The organism is Streptomyces sp. NPDC047315, from assembly GCF_040643215.1.
GTDB lineage: Bacteria > Actinomycetota > Actinomycetes > Streptomycetales > Streptomycetaceae > Streptomyces.
This window is the reverse complement of record NZ_JBEYTZ010000004.1, coordinates 1-18,632: the sequence shown is the minus strand read 5'-3', so window position 1 is coordinate 18,632 and position 18,632 is coordinate 1. Positions and strand designations below refer to the sequence as shown.

The window sequence follows — 18,632 nt, the reverse complement described above, 5'->3', positions numbered from 1 at the left end:
CGCAGCGAGCGCACGCCCTCCGGGAGCACCCCGGGTAGGTACGTTCGGTGCACGCAGCAGTCCCCTGTAGCTCAATTGGCAGAGCAGCCGGCTGTTAACCGGCAGGTTACTGGTTCGAGTCCAGTCGGGGGAGCGCGATCCCCTGTAGCTCAATTGGCAGAGCATTCGGCTGTTAACCGGAGGGTTGCTGGTTCGAGTCCAGCCGGGGGAGCACCTAACGGAACGGGACCCCTTCGAGGGTCCTTTTTCGTATCACCGGTTCGTGTGTGATCCAGGTGACTTTTCCCGAGGTCGGGAACCGGTCGGACCTCGATGCGGTCTTCACCTGCGAGCGTTGCCGGCCATCCGAGGCAGGAGATCGTATGACCGGCTATGCTGCGGCAGACGGCGCGCACATTTGTGCGCGACGCGCCGTTAGGGGCGGTAGCTCAGCCGGTTAGAGCAGCGGACTCATAATCCGTCGGCCGTGGGTTCGAGTCCCACCCGCCCCACTGCGGGTCGAGGGTAAGAACCCCCTCTGACCTGCGGAAACGTTCCACCGCTCGGTGGTCTCGCCGCTTGTGCGCGAGACCGGCGGGCGGTGGATTTTTTCATGCGCCGCTGCCCTGGGCCGTTTGAGTGGGCCATGCGGACGTCCTCGGCTGCGGTGCTACGCCGGGCTGGTGCGGCAACTCCCCGCCGACGTCCCCGTCTACGGCGTCCAGGTCCGCGGTCTCCCCTGGCCGCCTCGCCGCCGACGCCGCTCTCGACGCCGTCGATCCCGTCCAACTCCTGCGGCATCCAGGCGCGCAGGACCCTCAGAGACCCATTCACCTCGTTCGCCTGGTGCCGGGGGCGGATATTTTCGCATTCCGGTTCCCGAATTTGCCTGGCGATGATCAGGCGTAGTCGTTCATTCGCCGGAACAACTCCCGCCGGCCGACGGTGCCCCGGGTGATCGCCATGGCGGGGCCCGACGGCGACGGTGGCCAGCGCGCGGGCCCTGGCGCACGGCCACGCGGCGCGAGGTCGTACGCGAATCACGAACCGTCTTGCTGCCGGGCCTGGTTGCGGCTGCGGAAGCGCACCGCCAGATAGCCGGCGAGGGTCAGTACGACGGCGACGAGCACGACCTTGGACAGCACGCCCACGTACGTCTCGACGGCGTCCCACCGGTCGCCCAGCCAGTAGCCGGCGAGCACCAGCACCGAGTTCCAGATCAGGCTTCCCGCGGTGGTCAGCGCCACGAACACCGGCAGCCGCATCCGCTCCACCCCGGCGGGCACGGAGATCAGACTCCGGAAGATCGGCACCATCCGTCCCAGGAAGACCGCCTTGGTGCCGTGCCGCGCGAACCACTCCTCGGTGCGCACCAGGTCCGACGCCTTCACCAGCGGCAGCTTCCCCCACAGGGCGTGCATCCGCTCGCGCCCGAACCACATCCCGATCCAGTACAGGACCATCGCGCCCACCACGGACCCGAGCGTCGTCCAGAACAGGGCCGAGGCCAGGCTGATGACGCCCTGCCCGGCCGCGAACCCGGTCAGCGGCAGGATCACCTCGCTCGGCAGCGGCGGGAACAGGTTCTCCAACGCGATGGCCAGCCCGGCTCCCGGCCCGCCCATCGCGTCCACCAGGTCCGCGGCCCAGCCCGCGATCCCACCCGCCGGCTCATCGGGCAGAGCCAGTCTCACGAACTCCATGACGGGGCCTCCAAACGCAGGTCTCTCCTGGTCGGGGCCGCTCTGCCCCGACTCCGTCCCACGCTAGAAACCGCAGCTCAGCGGTGGTATGCGGATGGCCATCGGACGTGGTGGTGTGCTCCGCACGATGCAGGTGCGGAAAACCGCACACGGGGTGGGGGCGGCGGGCCGCGGGAGCGCAGCCCCCGTTACGCCAGCGGTTCCGGGGCCCGGGTCATCGGGCCGCCCGCGTCACCGGTGTTGGGCGTGCCCTTCGGCTCCAGGAGGAGGATGGCCGTCTCCTCTTCGGCCACCGGGCAGTGCTCGGCGCCCCGGGGCACCACGAACAGTTGGCCCGGTCCCAGGGCGACGTCCCCGTCCCGCAGCCGGATGGTGAGCCGGCCGCTGATCACGAGGAAGAGTTCGTCGGTGTCAGGGTGGGAGTGCCAGACGAACTCCCCGTGGAGTTTGGCGAGCTTGACCTCGTAGTCGTTCACGTCGGCGATCTTCTTCTGTGCCCACAGGTCGCTGAAGAGCGAGAGCTTGTGCGCGATGTCGACGGCGGCGTTGGCGGCGGTGTGAGCGGTGCCGGTGGCGACGGCGTCCGTCGTGGTGTGCGAGTTGCTCATGGGGTGAGCGTGTCGTCCGCCGCGGATGTGGGTCTTGTACGTTCCTTGCATGAGCGGCGGACGGACCGGGGCGCGGGTCAGTGCGTGGCGGCCGGCGGTGGCCGGGATCGCCGAGTCCTTCCACGCCCACTTCGCCGAGCACGCGTATCCCGTGCACACGCACGACACCTGGGCGCTGATGATCCTCGACGACGGCTGCGTCGACTTCGGGCTCGACCGGCACCGGCACGGAGCGGCCGGCCTGGGCACGGTCGTACTGCTGCCGCCCGGGGTGCCGCACGACGGGCGGACCGTCGGTGCGCGGGGGTTTCGCAAACGCGTCCTCTACCTGGAGGCGGACGTGCTGCCGGAACGGCTGACGGGGGCCGCGGTCGACATCCCCGTCCACCGGGACGCCCTGCTGCACCACCGCATCGGGCAGTTGCACGGCGCCCTCGGCGACGTCCGGCCCGAAGTCGAGGCCGGGGGAGGGGCCGGGGCTGGGGCCGGGGCCGGGCTCGCGTTCGAGGCGGAGTCGCGGTTGGCCCTCGTACGGGAACGGCTGCTGCGGCACCTGCGGGCGCTGCCCGCCCGCGACCCCGGCCCGCCGCCCGGACCGCTCGCCGAAGCGCTGCGCGAACTGCTCGACTCCCGGATCGCCACCGGCATCTCCATGGACGAGGCGGCCGGACTGCTGCACGCCCACCCCACGCACCTGATCCGCGCGTTCACCCGCCGGTACGGAATCGCGCCGCACGCCTACCTCACGGGCCGACGCATCGACCGAGCGCGCCGGCTGCTGCTCGCGGGCCGGCGACCCGCCGAGGTCGCGGCCAGCGTCGGCTTCTACGACCAGTCGCATCTCAACCGCCACTTCACCCGCCACCTGCGGACCACGCCCGCGCGCTTCGCGGCGTCGTGGGAGGGCGGGCGCTTCCTTCGTGACGGAGCGGAATGAGAATAAGATTTCAGCCATGGCTGAAATTGCGCTAACGGATGAGTTGGTGGCCCTGGAGACCCGGGCGTGGGAAGAGATCCGGGCCGGCAGGCTCACGATCGAGACCGCGCAGGCGGTCCAGGCGGCGATCACGGCGCACGCCGCGGCCAGTGGGCAGGGGCGGTACGAGGTGGAGAAGGCCCTCAAGGCCCAGGTGCGGAACGCCGCCGAATCGGAGGACGAGACCGAGGCAGTCTAGAGGCGGCCTGGAGGTGGTCTGAGGGGCGAAGTCTTCTAGGGGCGAAGGCCCCGACCGGAGGGGAATCGTCGGGGCCTTCATGGAGGGTGGTCCGTCGAGTCGCCCGGCCCGAGGCGGGCGCACTTCGAGTCTCCGCCGGCATCTGCGGCCGGTCAAGCGCCGGAACCGACGGCTGTGACCAGGGGGAGCGAGACCAGTCCGAGGGGGGAGGTGTCCACCTCGCAGATGCCAAGGCATAGGGGCAATCACCTTGTAGCTGCAAGCCTGGTCCGCCTATCGTGCGGCATATGCAGTCTTATACGATCGGCCAGGCGGCGCGGCTGCTGGGAGTGAGCCCCGACACCGTGCGCCGCTGGGCGGACGCCGGCCGGGTGGCCACCCATCGCGACGAGGGCGGCCGTCGGCTCATCGAGGGCCGGGACCTGGCCGCCTTCTCCGTCGAGGTCGCCCAGAGCAGCGGCAGCAGTGGCGACGGCGACGAGGACCCGCCCTACACCTCCGCGCGCAACGCCTTCCCCGGGATCGTCACCGCGGTCAAGCTCGGGGACGTCGCCGCACAGGTGGAGATCCAGGCCGGCCCGCACCGACTGGTCTCCCTGCTGACCCGCGAGGCCGTCGAAGAGTTGGGGCTTGAGGTCGGCATGACGGCCACGGCCCGGGTGAAGTCGACCAGCGTCCACATCGACCGCCCCTGACGGCTCCTGACCGACGCGGGCTGCCGCCGCCCGCCCCGCTCACGTCCCCCTCGGGCCCAAGGAGTGACTCAGTATGTCCGTGCCGTTCCCCACCCCTCGCCGCGCCGTCGTCGCCGCGCTGGCCACCGCACTGCTGCTGCCGTTCGCCGCGGCCTGCGGCAACGACGACTCCAAGAAGGACACCGGCGACGCCGCCACCGGCGCGGGGAGCCACCCCCCGAAGGCCGAACTGACGGTCCTCGCAGCCGCCTCGCTCACGGACGTCTTCAAGACGGCCGGCGCCGCGTACGAGAAGGCACACCCCGGCACAAAGGTCACCTTCTCCTTCGCCGGCTCCCAGGAACTGGCCGCCCAGGTCCGACAGGGCGCGCCAGCCGACGTACTGGTGACCGCCGACACCAAGACGATGGACGGGCTGGCGTCCGACACCGGAAGCCCGAAGGTCATCGCCAAGAACCGGCTCGTCATCGCCACCGAGGAGGGCAACCCGAAGAAGGTCGACGACCTGAAGGACCTCGCGGACCCGGACCTGAAGGTGGTGCTCGCGGCGCCCGAGGTGCCCGTCGGCCGCTACGGGCAGAAGATCCTGGACGCCCAGAAGATCGAGGTGAAGCCGGTCTCCCAGGAACCCAACGTCCGTGCCGTGCTCAGCAAGGTCGAACTGGGCGAGGCGGATGCCGGGCTCGTCTACAAGACCGACGCCGCCACCGTGCCGGACAAGGTCGACGCGATCGAGATCCCGGACGTGCAGAACGCGATCGCCGACTACCCGGCCGCGACCCTCAAGACCTCCGAGCACGGCGAGGCCGCCACCGCCTTCGTCACCTGGCTGGCCGGCCCCGAGGCCCAGAAGATCCTCCAGGACGCTGGCTTCCAGAAGCCCTAGAAGCCGTCCGCACCGAACCCGTAGGAACGCGATGAAGAGCCCCCGCCCCCGCACCCGGCCGCGGCCCGTCCGCGGCCGGCCGCGCGGGGGTGTGCCCCTTGCGCTCGCCGTGCCCGCGCTGCTGGCCGTCGCGTTCCTGCTGATTCCCCTGCTCGGCATCCTCGTCCGCACCGAGTGGGCCGACCTCGGCACCCATCTGACCAGTCCCGGCGTCACCGAGGCCCTGGGGCTCTCGCTGCTCGTCTCCTTCTGGGCGCTGGGCCTCTCGCTGGTGCTGGGCGTGCCCCTGGCGTGGCTGCTGGCCCGCGCCGACTTCCCCGGCAAGGCGCTCGTACGCTCCCTGGTGATGCTGCCGATGGTGCTGCCGCCCACGGTGGGCGGGGTCGCCCTGCTCCTCGGCTTCGGGCGGCGCGGGCTGATCGGGCCGTGGCTGGAGGACGCCTTCGGCATCACCCTCCCCTTCCACACCTCCGGCGCGGTCGTCGCCGCGACCTTCGTGGCGATGCCCTTCCTCGTCATCAGCCTGGAAGGGGCGCTGAACGGCTTGCGCCCCGAGTACGAGGAGACGGCGGCCTCACTCGGCGCCTCTCCCGTACGGGTCTTCTGCACGGTCACCCTGCCGATGGTCGCCCCCGGGCTGATCGCGGGAGCGGCGCTCACCTGGGCGCGGGCGCTCGGGGAGTTCGGCGCGACGATCACCTTCGCCGGCAACCTGCCCGGGGTGACCCAGACCCTGCCGCTCCAGGTGTACCTGCTGCTCCAGGACGACCCGGCAGCGGCGACGTCCGTGTCCCTGCTGCTGCTCGCCATCGCCATGGCGGTGCTGATCGCGCTGCGGGGGCGCTGGACGGGCGGGGCGAGCGCGGACCGTACGGAAGCGAACGCGCCGGGCGGCGCGGCCGAACCCGGCCCCGAGGCACCGCCGGAGCCGGCGCCCGCCCCCGTACGAGCACAGGAGCCCGCACCGGGCAGCGAACCGGCCGGACGCTGGTCCCTCCACGCCGGCGTCACCGGCTTCACCCGGCTGACCCTCGACGCCGGGCCCGGCACCGCCATCGCCGTCGTCGGCCCCAACGGCGCCGGCAAGACCACCCTCCTGCGCGCCCTCCTCGGCCTGACCGACCGCGCCCACGCCGAACTCCGCCTCGGCGACGACGAGGTGACACAGTTGCCGCCGCACCGCCGTAAGGTCGCCTGGGTGCCGCAGAACGGTGCGCTCTTCCCCCATCTGAGCGCGCTCGGCAACACCGCGTACGGGCTGCGGGCCCAGGGCGTGCCGCGCGCCGAGGCCCGACGCACCGCACAGGAGTGGCTCGACCGGCTCGGCGTGGGCGGGCTCGCCCACCGCAGGCCGGCGCAGCTCTCCGGCGGGCAGGCACAACGCGTGGCGCTCGCCCGGGCTTTGGCCACCCGCCCCCGGCTGCTGCTGCTGGACGAGCCGCTGGCCGCACTCGACCAGACCACCCGCGCCCGGGTGCGGCACACCCTCCGCGGCCACCTCGACGGCTTCGGCGGGGTGTGTCTGATCGTCACCCACGACCCGGTGGAGGCGGTGTCCCTGGCCGACCGGGTCCTCGTACTCGACGACGGCCGGGCCCTCCAGGACGCCCCGCCCGCCGAGGTCACCCGCCATCCGCGCTCCCCGTGGGTGGCCCGGATGCTGGGCCGCAACGCCTGGCCCGGCACGGCGGTGGCGAACGGCCCCGACCCGGCCGGCCTCGACCTCGCCGGCGGCGGCCGGCTCGTCGTCGCCGATCCGCTGCCCGAGGGCACCGCGGCGCTGGCGATCATCGCCCCGGAGGCGGTCTCCGTCCACCGGGAGCGGCCGGGCGGAAGCCCGCGCAACGTCTGGCCCGGGACCGTACGGGAGATCACGGCCACCGGCAGCAGGCTGCGCGTGCTCGTCACCTCGCCCGACGCACCCGACCTCGTCGCCGAGATCACCCCGCAGGCCGCCGCCGAACTGGCCCTCGCCGAGGGCAGCGAGGTGTGGACCAGCGTCAAAGCCACGGAAGTCACCGTCGTCGCGCTGTGAGCGCGCCCGCTGCGGCGGAACGTTCCCCACGCGCCGACGAAGAGCCACCGGGCTATCGCCCGGAGAAGTCTTGTTGCACATGTGAGGGCTGTGCAAAGGTGAGCGTCCGCGCGCCCCGACCAAGGGCGTTGGTGATCGACCGTTCGCATGGGACGGTGGCGAGACCCGCATGCGCCCAGAAACGCCCGTCCCATTCGGCAGCCGACCACGTGACCTGTGACCTCGGTATCCGCCCCTGACCAGGGCCAGGAAGGCACCGGCCAACCCCCCACCGCACTGCCCCGGATGGAAGACGTCCCATGCAGCAGCCACCCCGCACCCCGCCCCTGCCCATGTCCGACCCCGCCCTCGGCGCGGCCGTCGCCGGCGCCGGCACCTCCGACGCCGAATTGGTGGAAGAACTGCGGAACGCAACCCGACAGCCGCCGTCGGTAGCCCGCCAAGAGGCCCACCCCACAGCCGTCTTGATGGCGCGCCACTGGCAGTCGGTCCACGACTACGCGTCGATCGCGACCCCCTCGGCCAAAGCCGCATCGCTGCTGGCAACGGCCGCCTTCAGCAAGGGCCTTGAGCACGTGCGCCGGCCCGGTGCGCTCACACCGAACGGGACGCCGAGCGCGCCGCGCCCGCTGCTCCTCGTCACCGCCCGACGCATCGCCCGGACCTGGGCCCTCGACGACCGGGTGACCGCACTGCCCGACTTGCAGAACCCCGAGAGCGGGCGGGCCGTCCCCGCCGAACTCTTCAGCCCCGCCGCGGACCGCACGCTCGTCGCCCGTGCCTTCCTCTCTCTCAGGGAGACCGATCAATGCCTGCTCTGGCACGCCGAGGTGGAGGGCGAAGGGATGTCCGTCCCCGCCGGGCTGCTGTCGATGGACCCGGCCACCGCGGCGGTCCAACTGGAGCAGGCACGAGAACTCCTGCGGGCCGGCGTACTGCGCAGCCACCTGGAACTCGCCCCCGGCGGTGAGTGCCGTTCCTACCACCGCCTCATCGACGTCGCCCTGCGCCGCCGCCGAACCTTCCTCCCCGACGTCCGGGCCCACCTCCGCACCTGCCGGCACTGCCGGTCCGCCGTCGAGCAACTCGACCACCGCGGCGACCGAAGGGGGCTGCTGCTCGCGGAAGGGCTGCTCGGCAAGGCGGCGCGGCCCTACGTCGACTCCCGGCCCGCCCGCCGGGCCGCCCACGCCGGCCCGGCGACGCCGTCGCGTACGGTCCGCGGCGCCTTGCGCAGGGCCGGACGCCACAAGCGCGCCGACGGCGCGGGCACACCAGTGCCCCACGATGCGTACGAACCGGCCGGCTCGGGCAGCGTCGACGGTCCGGCCGGACAGGGCGGCCCGGTCAGTCTCCTCGGCCCTGACCGCTCGGCCCGCCGACGCCGGGCGCCGCGCGGGCGGACGGCCCTCGTCACGGGGATCGGTCTGGGCGTCGGCCTGCTCCTGGTGGCCGCGGTGTCCCGGCCCTGGGCCGACGACGGCACCCGTGCCACGACGGGCCCGGGCACCGGTGGCTCCTCCGGGTCCGCCCCGGACTCCACCCCCGTCACCGACCCGGCGCAGCCCTTGAACTTCCGGCTGCGTCACCTTGCATCCGGGCTCTGCCTCGACGTACGCGACCGGGTCCCGACCGCGGGCGCCGAACTCGTGATGGCGGTCTGCACGAAGTCGGCCGCCACTCAGAGTTGGACGTACGGGGACGACGACCTGCTGCACAGCGCGGCGGCGCCCGCGTTCTGCCTCGACTCCCGACAACTCGACGGCGTACCCGAACTGAGCCCCTGCACCGGTGGCCCCGATGGCGCGACGTCGGGCGGCGACCTGCGCCACGCACTCACCGTCCGGGGCCACCTCCTGCCCGCCTGGAGCAATGGGCTCGCCCTCGTCCCCAGCGCTCCGGACGTGGGAGCCGTGACCGTGGTCAAGGTCCGCAACGGGACCCAGGAGCAGCGTTGGCGCGCGGAGGACGCCACGGGCGCGGCGGCCAAGGGCGGTGGGCCCGGAGACCGCCTTCCCAGCGCTGACGGAACGATCGCGCGAGCCCTGGCGCCGGCGAGCCGTACGCACTGACCGACCGGCCGCCGCGGCACTCCCTAACAGTGGCCTACTCACGTAGCGCTCGCTTCATGACCTTGCCCATGTCATTGCGGGGGAGCGCAGTCAGGAAGCGCACCTCCCGCGGGCGCTTGTGCGGCGAGAGCAGCCCTGCGACGTGTGCCGCGAGGGCGTCCGCCGACGGTCGCGCCGCCGGGTCCGCCGACTCCGTCGGCACGATCCACGCGACCACGCGCTCCCCGAGGTCGGGGTCCGGCTCACCCGTCACCGCGGCCTCACGGACACCGGGGTGGTCCAACAGCGCGTTCTCGATCTCGCCCGCGCCGATCTTGTAGCCACCGCTCTTGATCAGGTCCGTGGCCCTGCGGCCGACGAGGCGGACCGAGCCGTCGGGGTCCCGCACGGCCATGTCGCCGGTGCGGAACCAGTCGCCGTCGAACGCCTCCGCCGTCGCGTCCGGCCGATTCAGATATCCGGAGAAGAGATTGTCGCCGCGCACCTGGATCTCGCCGATGGTCTCCCCGTCGTACGCCGCGACGGGGGCGCCGGCCTCGTCGACGAGTCGCAGCTCCACGCCCGGCAGCGGCACCCCGACCGAACCTGGGCGCGGCTGCGGTGCGTCGACGCGGACGCTGGTGTTCATCAGGGTCTCGGTCATGCCGTACCGCTCGACGACGGTGCGGCCGGTGGCTGCGGTGATCCGAGTGTGGTCGTGCAGGGGGAGGGCGGCGGAGCCGGACACCAGCAGCCGGGCGCCCGCCAGCGCCTTCACCAGCGCGGGGTCGTCCGCCAGCGCCTCCGCCAGCCGGTGATACATCGTCGGGACGCCGAACAGCATCGTGCCGCCGTCGCTCAACTCGCGTGCGACGCCTTCGACGGAGAACCGGCCCAGGTGTCGCACCTGGGCGCCGCGGCGCAGCGGGCCCAGGATCCCGAGGATCAGCCCATGGACGTGGAACAGCGGCAGTCCATGCACCAGGACGTCATCGGCGGACCATGCCCAGGCGTCCTCCAGCGCGTCCAGACTGGCGGTGATCGCCCGTCGGGAGAGCACCGCGCCCTTGGGCGGGCCGGTCGTCCCCGAGGTGTAGACGACCATGGCCGGGGCGGTCGGGTCGATGCGCGCGCCGTCCTCGGGCAGCGGTGCGGCGACCTTCACCGGCTCGCCCGTGTCCTCACCGAGGTCGACCGTGATGCGCTCCAGGGCGTCGAGCGCCGCCGGCAGCCGGTCGTCCGGCCCCGCGAGCACTGCCGTGGGCGCGCTGTCCCCGACGATGTGGGCCAACTCCCGCTCGCCCGTCTTCGGATTCAGCGGCACCACCGGCACACCGGCGAGCAGCGCCGCCACCGCGCCCACCGCGGTCTGCGGAGTGGGTGTGGCCCACAGGGCGACCCGGGACGCCGCCCCTATGCGCCGCGCCAGGACGCCCGCCACCGTCGCCAACTGCCCGTAGGTCAAAGAGCGCGCGGGGAAGTGCAGGGCGGGTCGGTCAGGGGTGGAGCGCAGCGCGGGAAAGAGGTCACTCACGACGATCGTCCTCCATCGGAAGGCGGCGGCCTGGGATCTCCATTCTCCCCACCGCACCGCCTCCGGTCATCGCGCCTTCGAGCTAGCTCCTTCGGGGGAGGCGCCCTCCGCAGCCACCGGGCGCGCGTTCCGCATCCGCCCGTACGCGTACACGCAACCCGCCAGCGCCAGGTCCGAGAGCAGCATGAACCCGATCGCGTACGACCCCTTGGCGCTGTAGATCGCGCCCATCACCAGCGGCGGCACGAAGCCGCCGAGGCCGCCCATCGCACCGACGATGCCGGTCACGCTGCCGACCTGGGCCTGCGGCGTCACCTGGGCGACCAGCGCGAAGACGCTGCCGGACGCGGTCCCGAGGCCAGCTGCCATCAGCAGCAGGGCGATCGTCCCACCGGGCTGGAGCTGCGGTTCGAATGCCTGCACGATCGCCATCAGCGCCACCAGGCCGAGGGCGACCGCGGTGACGTACGCCGGGTGGATCCGGTCCGACAGCCACCCGCCGAGCGGTCGGAAGACCACCGTGACCAGCGCGAATCCGGCCGCCTTGGTGCCCGCGTCGGTCAGGCTCAGGTCGTACCAGGTCCTCAGGTATGTCGGCAGGTACACGCCGAAGGCCACGATCCCGCCGAAGCCGATCGCGTACAGCGCGGACAGCTCCCACGTCACCCGCAGCCGTCCCGCGCGCGCGAGCCGGGTCCCCAACGGCTCGGTCGGGACGGGCCGGTCGGGTCGGTCGGTGATCAGCACCGCGCCGAGCACGGCGAAGGCGGCGAGGGCGATCGCGACCACGATGAAGGGCAGGTTCTCGCCGTGCTCGGCGATCCGCGGGGTGAAGTAGCCCGACAGCGCCACCCCGCCCATGCCCATCCCGAAGACCCCGATGGCGAAGCCGCGCTTGGCGGGCGGGAACCAGGAGTTCACCAGCGGCACGCCGATCGCGAACGTGGTGCCCCCGAGCCCCAGCAGGAAGCCCACGACCAGCATCAGGGGGTACGAGTCCTTCACCCAGATCAGCAGCAGTACGGGCACGATCGTGCCGGCCGTCACCAGCGGGAACATCAGCCGGGCGCCGTACCGGTCGGTGAGCGCGCCCACCGGCACCCGGCCCAGCGACCCGACGATCACGGGCACGGCGACCAGCAGCGACTGCTGGAAGGAGGTGAGGTCCAGCCGTTCCTTGTAGAAGCTGCCCAGCGGGGAGATCAGGTTCCACGCCCAGAAGGTGAGCGTGAACCCGATCGTGGCCATGACCAGGTTGCGGTAGGCCGAGAAGGGGGTCCGGGCGGGGGCGGTGTCCACACCGCCAGTCAAGGACGGTCCGTCGGGCGGGGCGCGTTGGACTGCGCCGTACGGACCACGCCGGAGCGGTCGGCCGCGGACCCCGGGGCCTTGTCTGTGAAGCGCCGCCGCGGCGCGCTGTCGTAGGTCGCGCTTCCCTGCGGCTGCGGACGGAGCCGCCGTAGCTCTGCGGGAGCGTTGGTCTCCACCGGCCGGTGGTGGGTTTGTCGCGCAGTTACCCGCCCCCCTAAAGACCTACGGCCCGGGCCGCAGACGCCGTCACCGCACACGCACCACGGCGCTACCGCGCCAACCAGGGCAGCGGCACTGCCAGTAGGGCCACAAAAGGAGAGAGCACACGTACCCGACCCGGCTGGAGGCGCTAGCGCGGGGACTGCCAGGAGAACTCCGTGCGCTCGCCGGGGGCGCCGCCGTCTTCGCGGGTCCCGTCGTCGGTGACGGTGAGCCGTACTCCGGTGCGGCCGTCGTCCAGCCGGGCCGCGGCGTCGACGACGACTTCGACCGCGGTGGCGCCCGCGCGCCGGTGCGCCGCCGCGAGCGCCCCGCGCAGCGCCGCGATCAGCTGCCGGTCGGTCGGCTCCCGCACGAGCGTGTCGACCGGCCCGCGGAAGTGCACGGACGGCTGGAAGCCGAGCAGCGCGGCGGCGCCCGCCGTCTCCCGCAGCACCCGACCGCGGAAGCTGCCCGATGCCTCGGCGGGCGGCTGCTGGAGGGTGAAGATCGTGGTGCGGACCTCCTGGATCGTGGAGTCCAACTCGTCCACGGCCCGCCCCAAGAGCTCATCCGACTCGCCGCCCGCCGCCCGCCGACGGGTGGACTCCAGCATCATCTCGGTGGCGAACAGCCGTTGGACGACCAGGTCGTGCAGGTCGCGGGCGATGCGGTCGCGGTCCTCGTACACCGCGAGCTGTTCGCGGTTGTGCTGGGCGTCCGCCAGCACCAGAGCCAGCGCCGCCTGGGAGGCGAACTGCGAGGCCAACAGGCGGTCGGCGGAGGTGTACGGGCGGCCGTGGCGGCGCCTGGGCAGCGCGAGGGTGCCGATGAGCCGGCCGCCGGACTGGAGCGGCAGCATCATCGACGGCCCGAAGCGGGCCCGTACGTGCGTCGTCATCCGCGGGTCGGTCGCGGAGTCCTCGATGAAGACCGGTTCGCCGCCGAGGAGCTGCACGAGCACGGCGGAGCCGGGCGCGATCGTCGTGCCGACGATGTCGTCCGGGTCGTCCACGGTGGACGCGGCGACGATCTCCATGCCGCCCTCCGCGGTGGGCTGGAGCACCACGCCCGCGGACGCGTCGGCGAGGAGCCTGGCCCGTTCGGCGACGGTCGTCAGGGCGTCCTCGGCGCTGCTGCCGGTGAGGAGCGCGGTCGTCACGGCGGCGGCGCCCTCGATCCAGCGCTCGCGCTGGCGGACCGACTCGTACAGCCGGGCGTTGCCGATCGCGATGCCCGCCTGGGAGGCGAGCACCCGCAGCAGCGCGAGGTCGTCCTCGGTGAAGGTCCCGCCGCGCTTCTCGGTGAGGTACAGATTGCCGAAGACCTCGGTGTGCACCCGGATCGGGACGCCGACGAAGGAGCGCATGACGGGGTGGTCCGCGGGCACGCCGGAGGACCGCGGGTCCGCGGCGAGGTCGTCGATCAGCAGCGGCTGCGGATCGCGGACGAGGAGGCCGACGATGCCGGCGTCACCGCTCGGCAGGTCGCCGATCCGGGCCCGTTCCTCTTCGGTCATGCCGTGCGTGAACAGGTCCGAGAGGGTGCCGCGCTCGGGGTCGATGACGCCGAGCGCGCCGTAACGGGCGTCGGTGAGCCCCGCGGCGGCGTCGACGATGTGCTGGAGGGTGGTGGCGAGCTCCAGGTCGGTGCCCAGACTGAGGACGGCTTCCAGCAGCGCCGACAGCGCCGACGCCGACGGAGCCGGAGACGCAGCCGGGGGAGCGGGTGCCTCGTCGTACGGGCCGTGACCCGCCCCGTCGCTCTCCCCACCCCGCCTGATCGACACCACAGCCCTACCTGATCGAACCTGAATGAACTTGATCGAAACCCCCGCCTTAAGCAAGGGACCGACGGACTGACCGAACCTAAGGACCGACCGGACCGACCGGACCGACCGGACCGACCGGACCGACGGGCCGTGTCCTACCCGGCGACCTCGGCCAATGGATTGAGGACCAGTGGCTGGATCCGGCCCTCCAGCATCGCACCGAGCCCCAGGATCGCGCAGACGTCGGGCCGCTCGGCGATCTCCACCGGCATTCCGGTGGCCTCGCGCAGCATCTGGTCCAGACCGGGGAGCAGCGCACTGCCCCCGACCATGGTGATGCCCCGGTCGGCGAGGTCCGCGACCAGGTCGGGCGGGCAGTCCCGCAGCACCTTCCCGATGCCGTCGAGGACCGAGGTGAGGGGGGTGTGGAGGGCGTTCAGCACGGCCGCCGTCTCGATGTGCACCGTGCGGGCGAGCCCGGTCGCCACGTCCCTGCCGTGGATCTCGGTGACCGCGGGGCCCTGCGAGGTCAGGCCGTTGCCGCTGAGCGCCAGTTGCAGCGGGCGCACGGACTGGCTGGGCAGCATCAGCTCGTGCTGGGTGCGCAGGTGCTGGATGACGGCGGCGTCGATCGCGTTGCCCCCGACCGGCAGCCGTTCCGCCGTCACGATCGAGCCCAGCGAGAGCACCGCGACCTGGGTCGTCGCCGCACCGCACACCATGATCATCGTCGCGGTCGGCTGCTCCACGGGCAGTCCGCAGCCGACGGCCGCCGCGATCAGGGTGTCGACCAGTTCGACCCGGCGCGCCCCCAGCCCCACCAGCGTCTCGACCGCGGCGCGCTGCGCCAGCGGGTCGGCGTCGTGGGGCGTGCAGGCGGCGGCCCGCAGCCGCAGGTTGCGCCGCAACTGCCGACGCAGCTTCTCGCCGAGCAGGTGCCGCAGCATGCGCTGGGCCATCTCGATGTCGACGACCGTGCCGCCGGACACCGGGCGGACGACCCGGATGTAGTGCGGGGTGCGTCCCGTCATCTGCTCGGCCAGCGCGCCGACCGCGATGAGGGATCCGGTTCTGGTGTTCACCGCCGCGACGCTCGGCTCGTCGACGACGAGCCCGGCCCCCTTGACGAACACCCTGGTGCGCGCGGCACCGAGGTCCACCGCCACATGGCAACGGCGCAACTGCTCCAGACTGACACTCACGACGGATCCTCCCGGGCGCGGCGGATTGGGTTCGCCTTCGCATCGTCCGTCCGTGGCGGTCGGGGCGCTCGCTGGGTGCGCCGGTCGGGTGAGCCCGACGGCTGACGTACCGTCACCCGGCCCCGGCCGCGGGGTGCTCACAGCAGGCGTTGCAGCAGGCCCCAGCAGAATTCGGCCACGCACCGCTGTCCGCCCGGGACCGTCAAGGACAGCTGCCAGCGTGTCGGCGCGGATCCCTCCATCGGAGTCGCGGGGGCGAAGGCGCGGCCGGCTTCGTCCACGGTGCAGGACCAGGGGACGAGGTCGTCGACCGTACGGAGCACGGGAGGCACGGCGCCCGGGGCGCGGACCAGCCACTCGTTCCAGACCGCCCCGCCCTTGGCCGCCGCCAGGACCTCGAAGCGCAGATCGGGCCAGAGCGGTACGGGCCACAGGTGGGCCTCGCACTCCAGGTCGCCGATGCGGCGGTGCACGGACGTCTCCGGCGGGCCGAGCACGGAGCGGTAGCGGGAGAGCGGGCCGCGGGCGCCGCGGGCCCGGGCCATCGCCTGCCAGCGGCGGTTCGCCTCGCGCATCTGAGCCGTGGAGGCGCCCAACTCGCGGCGGGCGTCGTCCACCAGGTCCGGCTGGTGGTCCGCCATCCGGCGCAGCAGGACGAGTTGGAACTCACGGGGGCCGAAGGGCGCGGGCGTGCTCATGCCCGACATCCTGCCGGATGTGCCGTGTCCCACCGGATGCCCAAGGTGCCGTCGTTTGCGCTGGTCGCACCCGTCAATCTGCTAAACCCGAAATCACTCGAAGGTGGAGAGTCCACACACGATCCTCACAGGGTCCGTCACCACTGGCCTCTTCCGCCCCATAACCTGCGGGCGCCATGGATTACTGCCACCAGTGCCGACGACACCTCAACGGAGCCCTGGCCTGCGCGGGTTGCGGGACCCCGGCCCAGGAGTTGCGTCAGCAGAGCCCCGGGCCATCGGGGGAGGGGCACGTCATCGAGTTGGACGACGTCGCCCTCGCCGCCTCTGCGCGGGCCCGGGACGGCGGCGACCCTGTTGGGCACGGCCGGCCGGCCTCGGAGGGCGTCGGTCCGACCGGTGACGGACTCGACGGCAGGCCTGACGACGACGTCAGCGATGGCGACGTCAGTGGTGGCGAGGGTCGGGCGGCGCGGCGGGCGGAACTCCGTAGGGGCGCCCGCAAGGGGGCCGTACGCCCCCGCGGCGCAGGGCGCCGGGCCCGTAAGAAGCGCGGTCGCAACGTCCTCGTCGGCACCCTCGGCCTGGCGCTCGCGGCCGGTGCCCTGAGCCTCGCCGAGCTGGCCACGGAGGGCGGTGACGACGGCTCCGCCACCTCCGTCAAGGAGCGCGAGGACCAGTACGTCGAGCCGGCGCCCGACGCCACGAGCGACGGCGCCACGCCGGACGCCCCCGCCCGGGTGAGTGAGCGGCCCACTGACGGGCCGGGTTCGCGCGGCTCCGTACGGCCCACCGGCACCCGCTCCGCCGCGCCGGGTGGATCGTCCCCGAGCGGACCGAAGGGCCGCCCGCCTGCGCCCAGTGGGTCAGCGGCCAAGCCGCCGGATGCGTCCCAGGCCCCGCCCTCGGCGCCGGGGCCCAGTGCCACGCCGGGGCCCGGGGATCCCGGCTCCACCCCGTCGGTGCCGCCCACGACCAGGCCCACCCCGTCCGAGCCCACGCCCTCGCCCACGGAGACCTGCAAGCCGGTGCTGTGGTGGTGCTGGTGAGCGGGCGCGGCTGACGGGAGCCGCCACCCGCCGAGGGCTATGGGGCGGTCTCGGTCCTCAGCCCAGCAGCCGCTTCAACAGGTCCCGCAGCAGTCGCTGCTCCACCGCCGTCATGTCGGCGAGCGGCGCCAGCGCCTCCAGCTCCCGCAGGGAGCCCTTCAGGCGCTGCGTCGTCTCGGCGCCCTCGTCCGTCGCCACGGCGAACTTCACCCGGCGGTCGTGCGGGTCGGGGTGCCGCTCCACGAGCCCGCGCAGCTCCAGTCGGTCGACTATGCCCGTGATGTTCGACGGCTCGCAGACGAGTCGGTCCGCCAGCTGCCGCATCGGCAGCGGCTCCTTCGTCAGCAGGGCCAACACCTTGGCCTGGGCAGCGGTGAGGGAGTGCTCGGCGGCGGCACGGTCGTACGCAGTGATGTAGCGCGCGACGAGTGCGGTGAGGAGGTCCAGCACCTCCGAGGAAACGGCGTCGACGGACTCGGTGACGTCGGCGCCTTCGGTGCGCGAAGTGGCCATGTCCACCAGAGTACTCCGATACTTGACAACATGAAATATCGAGGGGCATGGTTGTTTCAGTACCTGAAATGTTTCCGTCGTGAAAGCTATCCAGGAGGTAGCCAAGCATGTCCGCACTCCCCACGACCGGTCGTGAATGGCAGCTCGTCGCGCGCCCGCACGGCTGGCCTGAGGCGGGGGACCTGGCCCTGCGTGAGGTCCCGGTCTCCGAGCCGGGTGAAGGCCGGATCCTCGTGCGCAACCTCCACTTCTCCGTCGACCCGTACATGCGCGGCCGGATGAACGACGTTCCGTCGTACCTCCCCCCGTTTCAGATCGACCAGCCCCTGGACGGCCACGCGGTCGGCGTGGTCGTCGCCTCCGCCGCGGAGGGCTTCGCCGTCGGCGACACCGTGGCCCACTTCCTCGGCTGGCGGGAGTACGCGGAGGTGCCCGCCGCCCATGCGCACAAGATCGACACCTCGCTGGCCCCCGCCTCCGCCTACCTCGGCGTCCTCGGCATGCCCGGCCTCACCGCGTACGCGGGACTGTTCCGCACCGCGGGCTTCAAGGAGGGCGACGCCATCTTCGTCTCCGGTGCCGCCGGCGCCGTCGGCAGCCTCGTCGGGCAGATGGCGCGGGTCAAGGGCGCTTCCCGGGTGATCGGCTCCGCCGGCTCCGCCGCCAAGGTCCAGCACCTGACCGAGCGCTACGGCTTCAGCGCCGCGTTCAACTACAAGGACGGACCCGTCGCCGAGCAGTTGGCGAAGGCCGCCCCCGACGGCATCGACGTCTACTTCGACAACGTCGGCGGTGACCACCTGGAGGCGGCGATCGACTCCCTCAAGCTGCATGGCCGCGTCACCCTGTGCGGCGCCATCGCCCAGTACAACGACACCGAGCCCAGCGTCGTCCTGCGGAACCTGATCACGGCCATCGGCAAGCGGCTGCGCCTCGAAGGCATGATGGTCGCGGACCACGAGGACCTGCGGCCCCAGTTCGTCCGGGACGTCGCCGGCTGGATCGCCTCCGGCGACATCGTCTACGACGAGACCGTGGTCGAGGGCATCGAGCACGGCTTCGACGCGTTCATCGGCATGCTCCGCGGCGAGAACACCGGAAAGATGGTCGTCTCGCTCCCCGAGTGAGACGCAGGAGGGCCGCATCCGTTCGCGAACGGATGCGGCCCCCCGGGGCGCCCGGTAGGTAGATCACACCGCAGGACAACAATCACGACAAATCGGC

The 18,632-nt window shown here is 72.5% G+C and carries 16 protein-coding genes and 3 tRNA genes; 11 read left to right on the top strand and 8 right to left on the bottom strand.

Annotation, left to right across the window (positions count from 1 at the left end; all coding sequences use genetic code 11):
• The first annotated feature begins 60 nt into the window (after window positions 1-60).
• The 3 genes from ABZ842_RS05225 (at window position 61) to ABZ842_RS05215 (ending at window position 491) form a co-directional block, all read left to right on the top strand.
• A tRNA-Asn gene (locus ABZ842_RS05225) sits at window positions 61-133 on the top strand.
• A gap of 5 nt (window positions 134-138) precedes the next feature.
• Window positions 139-211, top strand: a tRNA-Asn gene (locus ABZ842_RS05220).
• A 206-nt stretch (window positions 212-417) separates the two neighbouring features.
• Window positions 418-491 (top strand) — tRNA-Ile (locus ABZ842_RS05215).
• 528 nt (window positions 492-1,019) lie between these two features.
• Here ABZ842_RS05215 and ABZ842_RS05210 read toward each other — a convergent pair.
• Window positions 1,020-1,682 (bottom strand): DedA family protein, encoded by a 663-nt coding sequence (locus ABZ842_RS05210; protein ID WP_361531902.1) that lies wholly within the window; start codon window positions 1,680-1,682, stop codon window positions 1,020-1,022.
• Window positions 1,683-1,870: 188 nt separating this feature from the next.
• Window positions 1,871-2,290, bottom strand: coding sequence for a cupin domain-containing protein (locus ABZ842_RS05205; protein WP_361531899.1), 420 nt, complete (start codon window positions 2,288-2,290; stop codon window positions 1,871-1,873).
• A gap of 49 nt (window positions 2,291-2,339) precedes the next feature.
• On the opposite strand from ABZ842_RS05205, the gene ABZ842_RS05200 reads away from it, so the two are divergent.
• The 6 genes from ABZ842_RS05200 to ABZ842_RS05175 all read left to right on the top strand — a co-directional run bounded on the left by ABZ842_RS05200 (window position 2,340) and on the right by ABZ842_RS05175 (window position 9,153).
• Window positions 2,340-3,227 (top strand): AraC family transcriptional regulator, encoded by an 888-nt coding sequence (locus ABZ842_RS05200; RefSeq protein WP_361531896.1) that lies wholly within the window; start codon window positions 2,340-2,342, stop codon window positions 3,225-3,227.
• A 16-nt stretch (window positions 3,228-3,243) separates the two neighbouring features.
• Window positions 3,244-3,465 carry a hypothetical protein gene (locus tag ABZ842_RS05195; RefSeq protein WP_361531893.1) on the top strand — a complete coding sequence of 74 codons (222 nt, stop codon included), beginning with the start codon at window positions 3,244-3,246 and terminating at the stop codon, window positions 3,463-3,465.
• A 287-nt stretch (window positions 3,466-3,752) separates the two neighbouring features.
• A complete protein-coding gene (locus tag ABZ842_RS05190; RefSeq protein ID WP_361531890.1) occupies window positions 3,753-4,160 on the top strand; it encodes a helix-turn-helix transcriptional regulator in 408 nt (135 codons plus the stop codon).
• Between the two features lie 73 nt (window positions 4,161-4,233).
• Window positions 4,234-5,046 carry a molybdate ABC transporter substrate-binding protein gene (gene modA / locus ABZ842_RS05185; protein WP_361531887.1) on the top strand — a complete coding sequence of 271 codons (813 nt, stop codon included), beginning with the start codon at window positions 4,234-4,236 and terminating at the stop codon, window positions 5,044-5,046.
• Between the two features lie 31 nt (window positions 5,047-5,077).
• A complete protein-coding gene (locus ABZ842_RS05180) occupies window positions 5,078-7,081 on the top strand; it encodes an ABC transporter permease (RefSeq protein WP_361531884.1) in 2,004 nt (667 codons plus the stop codon).
• A 299-nt stretch (window positions 7,082-7,380) separates the two neighbouring features.
• Complete coding sequence (locus tag ABZ842_RS05175) at window positions 7,381-9,153, top strand: RICIN domain-containing protein (RefSeq protein WP_361531881.1); 1,773 nt, start codon at window positions 7,381-7,383, stop codon at window positions 9,151-9,153.
• A 34-nt stretch (window positions 9,154-9,187) separates the two neighbouring features.
• On the opposite strand, the gene ABZ842_RS05170 is transcribed toward ABZ842_RS05175, so the two are convergent.
• From ABZ842_RS05170 to ABZ842_RS05150, 5 genes are all read right to left on the bottom strand, one after another.
• On the bottom strand, window positions 9,188-10,666 hold the full coding sequence (locus tag ABZ842_RS05170) for an acyl-CoA synthetase (RefSeq protein ID WP_361531878.1): 1,479 nt from the start codon (window positions 10,664-10,666) through the stop codon (window positions 9,188-9,190).
• 66 nt (window positions 10,667-10,732) lie between these two features.
• A complete protein-coding gene (locus ABZ842_RS05165) occupies window positions 10,733-11,914 on the bottom strand; it encodes an MFS transporter (RefSeq protein ID WP_361532670.1) in 1,182 nt (393 codons plus the stop codon).
• A gap of 412 nt (window positions 11,915-12,326) precedes the next feature.
• On the bottom strand, window positions 12,327-13,862 hold the full coding sequence (locus ABZ842_RS05160) for a GAF domain-containing protein (RefSeq protein ID WP_361532667.1): 1,536 nt from the start codon (window positions 13,860-13,862) through the stop codon (window positions 12,327-12,329).
• 239 nt (window positions 13,863-14,101) lie between these two features.
• Window positions 14,102-15,148 (bottom strand): rod shape-determining protein, encoded by a 1,047-nt coding sequence (locus ABZ842_RS05155; RefSeq protein WP_361531875.1) that lies wholly within the window; start codon window positions 15,146-15,148, stop codon window positions 14,102-14,104.
• 137 nt (window positions 15,149-15,285) lie between these two features.
• A complete protein-coding gene (locus tag ABZ842_RS05150; RefSeq protein WP_361531872.1) occupies window positions 15,286-15,855 on the bottom strand; it encodes a hypothetical protein in 570 nt (189 codons plus the stop codon).
• Window positions 15,856-16,022: 167 nt separating this feature from the next.
• Here ABZ842_RS05150 and ABZ842_RS05145 point away from each other — a divergent pair, with 167 nt between their 5' ends.
• The gene (locus tag ABZ842_RS05145) at window positions 16,023-16,895 is read left to right on the top strand and encodes a hypothetical protein (protein ID WP_361531869.1); all 873 of its coding nucleotides are present in this window, start codon (window positions 16,023-16,025) and stop codon (window positions 16,893-16,895) included.
• 57 nt (window positions 16,896-16,952) lie between these two features.
• Here ABZ842_RS05145 and ABZ842_RS05140 read toward each other — a convergent pair whose 3' ends face one another.
• Window positions 16,953-17,408: a MarR family transcriptional regulator gene (locus ABZ842_RS05140; protein ID WP_361531866.1), complete on the bottom strand. Its 456-nt coding sequence runs from the start codon at window positions 17,406-17,408 to the stop codon at window positions 16,953-16,955.
• Window positions 17,409-17,515: 107 nt separating this feature from the next.
• On the opposite strand from ABZ842_RS05140, the gene ABZ842_RS05135 reads away from it, so the two are divergent.
• The gene (locus tag ABZ842_RS05135) at window positions 17,516-18,535 is read left to right on the top strand and encodes an NADP-dependent oxidoreductase (RefSeq protein ID WP_361531863.1); all 1,020 of its coding nucleotides are present in this window, start codon (window positions 17,516-17,518) and stop codon (window positions 18,533-18,535) included.
• Window positions 18,536-18,632 lie beyond the last annotated feature (97 nt).

Bases quoted from the DNA above. Each gene is read 5' to 3' on its own strand.
- ABZ842_RS05200 (WP_361531896.1), top strand. From the start codon at position 2,340: ATGAGCGGCGGACGGACCGGGGCGCGGGTCAGTGCGTGGCGGCCGGCG.
- ABZ842_RS05165 (WP_361532670.1), bottom strand. From the start codon at position 11,914: ATGGCCACGATCGGGTTCACGCTCACCTTCTGGGCGTGGAACCTGATC.
- ABZ842_RS05150 (WP_361531872.1), bottom strand. From the start codon at position 15,855: ATGTCGGGCATGAGCACGCCCGCGCCCTTCGGCCCCCGTGAGTTCCAA.
- ABZ842_RS05195 (WP_361531893.1), top strand. From the start codon at position 3,244: ATGGCTGAAATTGCGCTAACGGATGAGTTGGTGGCCCTGGAGACCCGG.
- modA (WP_361531887.1), top strand. From the start codon at position 4,234: ATGTCCGTGCCGTTCCCCACCCCTCGCCGCGCCGTCGTCGCCGCGCTG.
- ABZ842_RS05190 (WP_361531890.1), top strand. From the start codon at position 3,753: ATGCAGTCTTATACGATCGGCCAGGCGGCGCGGCTGCTGGGAGTGAGC.
- ABZ842_RS05135 (WP_361531863.1), top strand. From the start codon at position 17,516: ATGTCCGCACTCCCCACGACCGGTCGTGAATGGCAGCTCGTCGCGCGC.
- ABZ842_RS05145 (WP_361531869.1), top strand. From the start codon at position 16,023: ATGGATTACTGCCACCAGTGCCGACGACACCTCAACGGAGCCCTGGCC.
- ABZ842_RS05140 (WP_361531866.1), bottom strand. From the start codon at position 17,408: ATGGCCACTTCGCGCACCGAAGGCGCCGACGTCACCGAGTCCGTCGAC.
- ABZ842_RS05205 (WP_361531899.1), bottom strand. From the start codon at position 2,290: ATGAGCAACTCGCACACCACGACGGACGCCGTCGCCACCGGCACCGCT.
- ABZ842_RS05210 (WP_361531902.1), bottom strand. From the start codon at position 1,682: ATGGAGTTCGTGAGACTGGCTCTGCCCGATGAGCCGGCGGGTGGGATC.
- ABZ842_RS05175 (WP_361531881.1), top strand. From the start codon at position 7,381: ATGCAGCAGCCACCCCGCACCCCGCCCCTGCCCATGTCCGACCCCGCC.
- ABZ842_RS05180 (WP_361531884.1), top strand. From the start codon at position 5,078: ATGAAGAGCCCCCGCCCCCGCACCCGGCCGCGGCCCGTCCGCGGCCGG.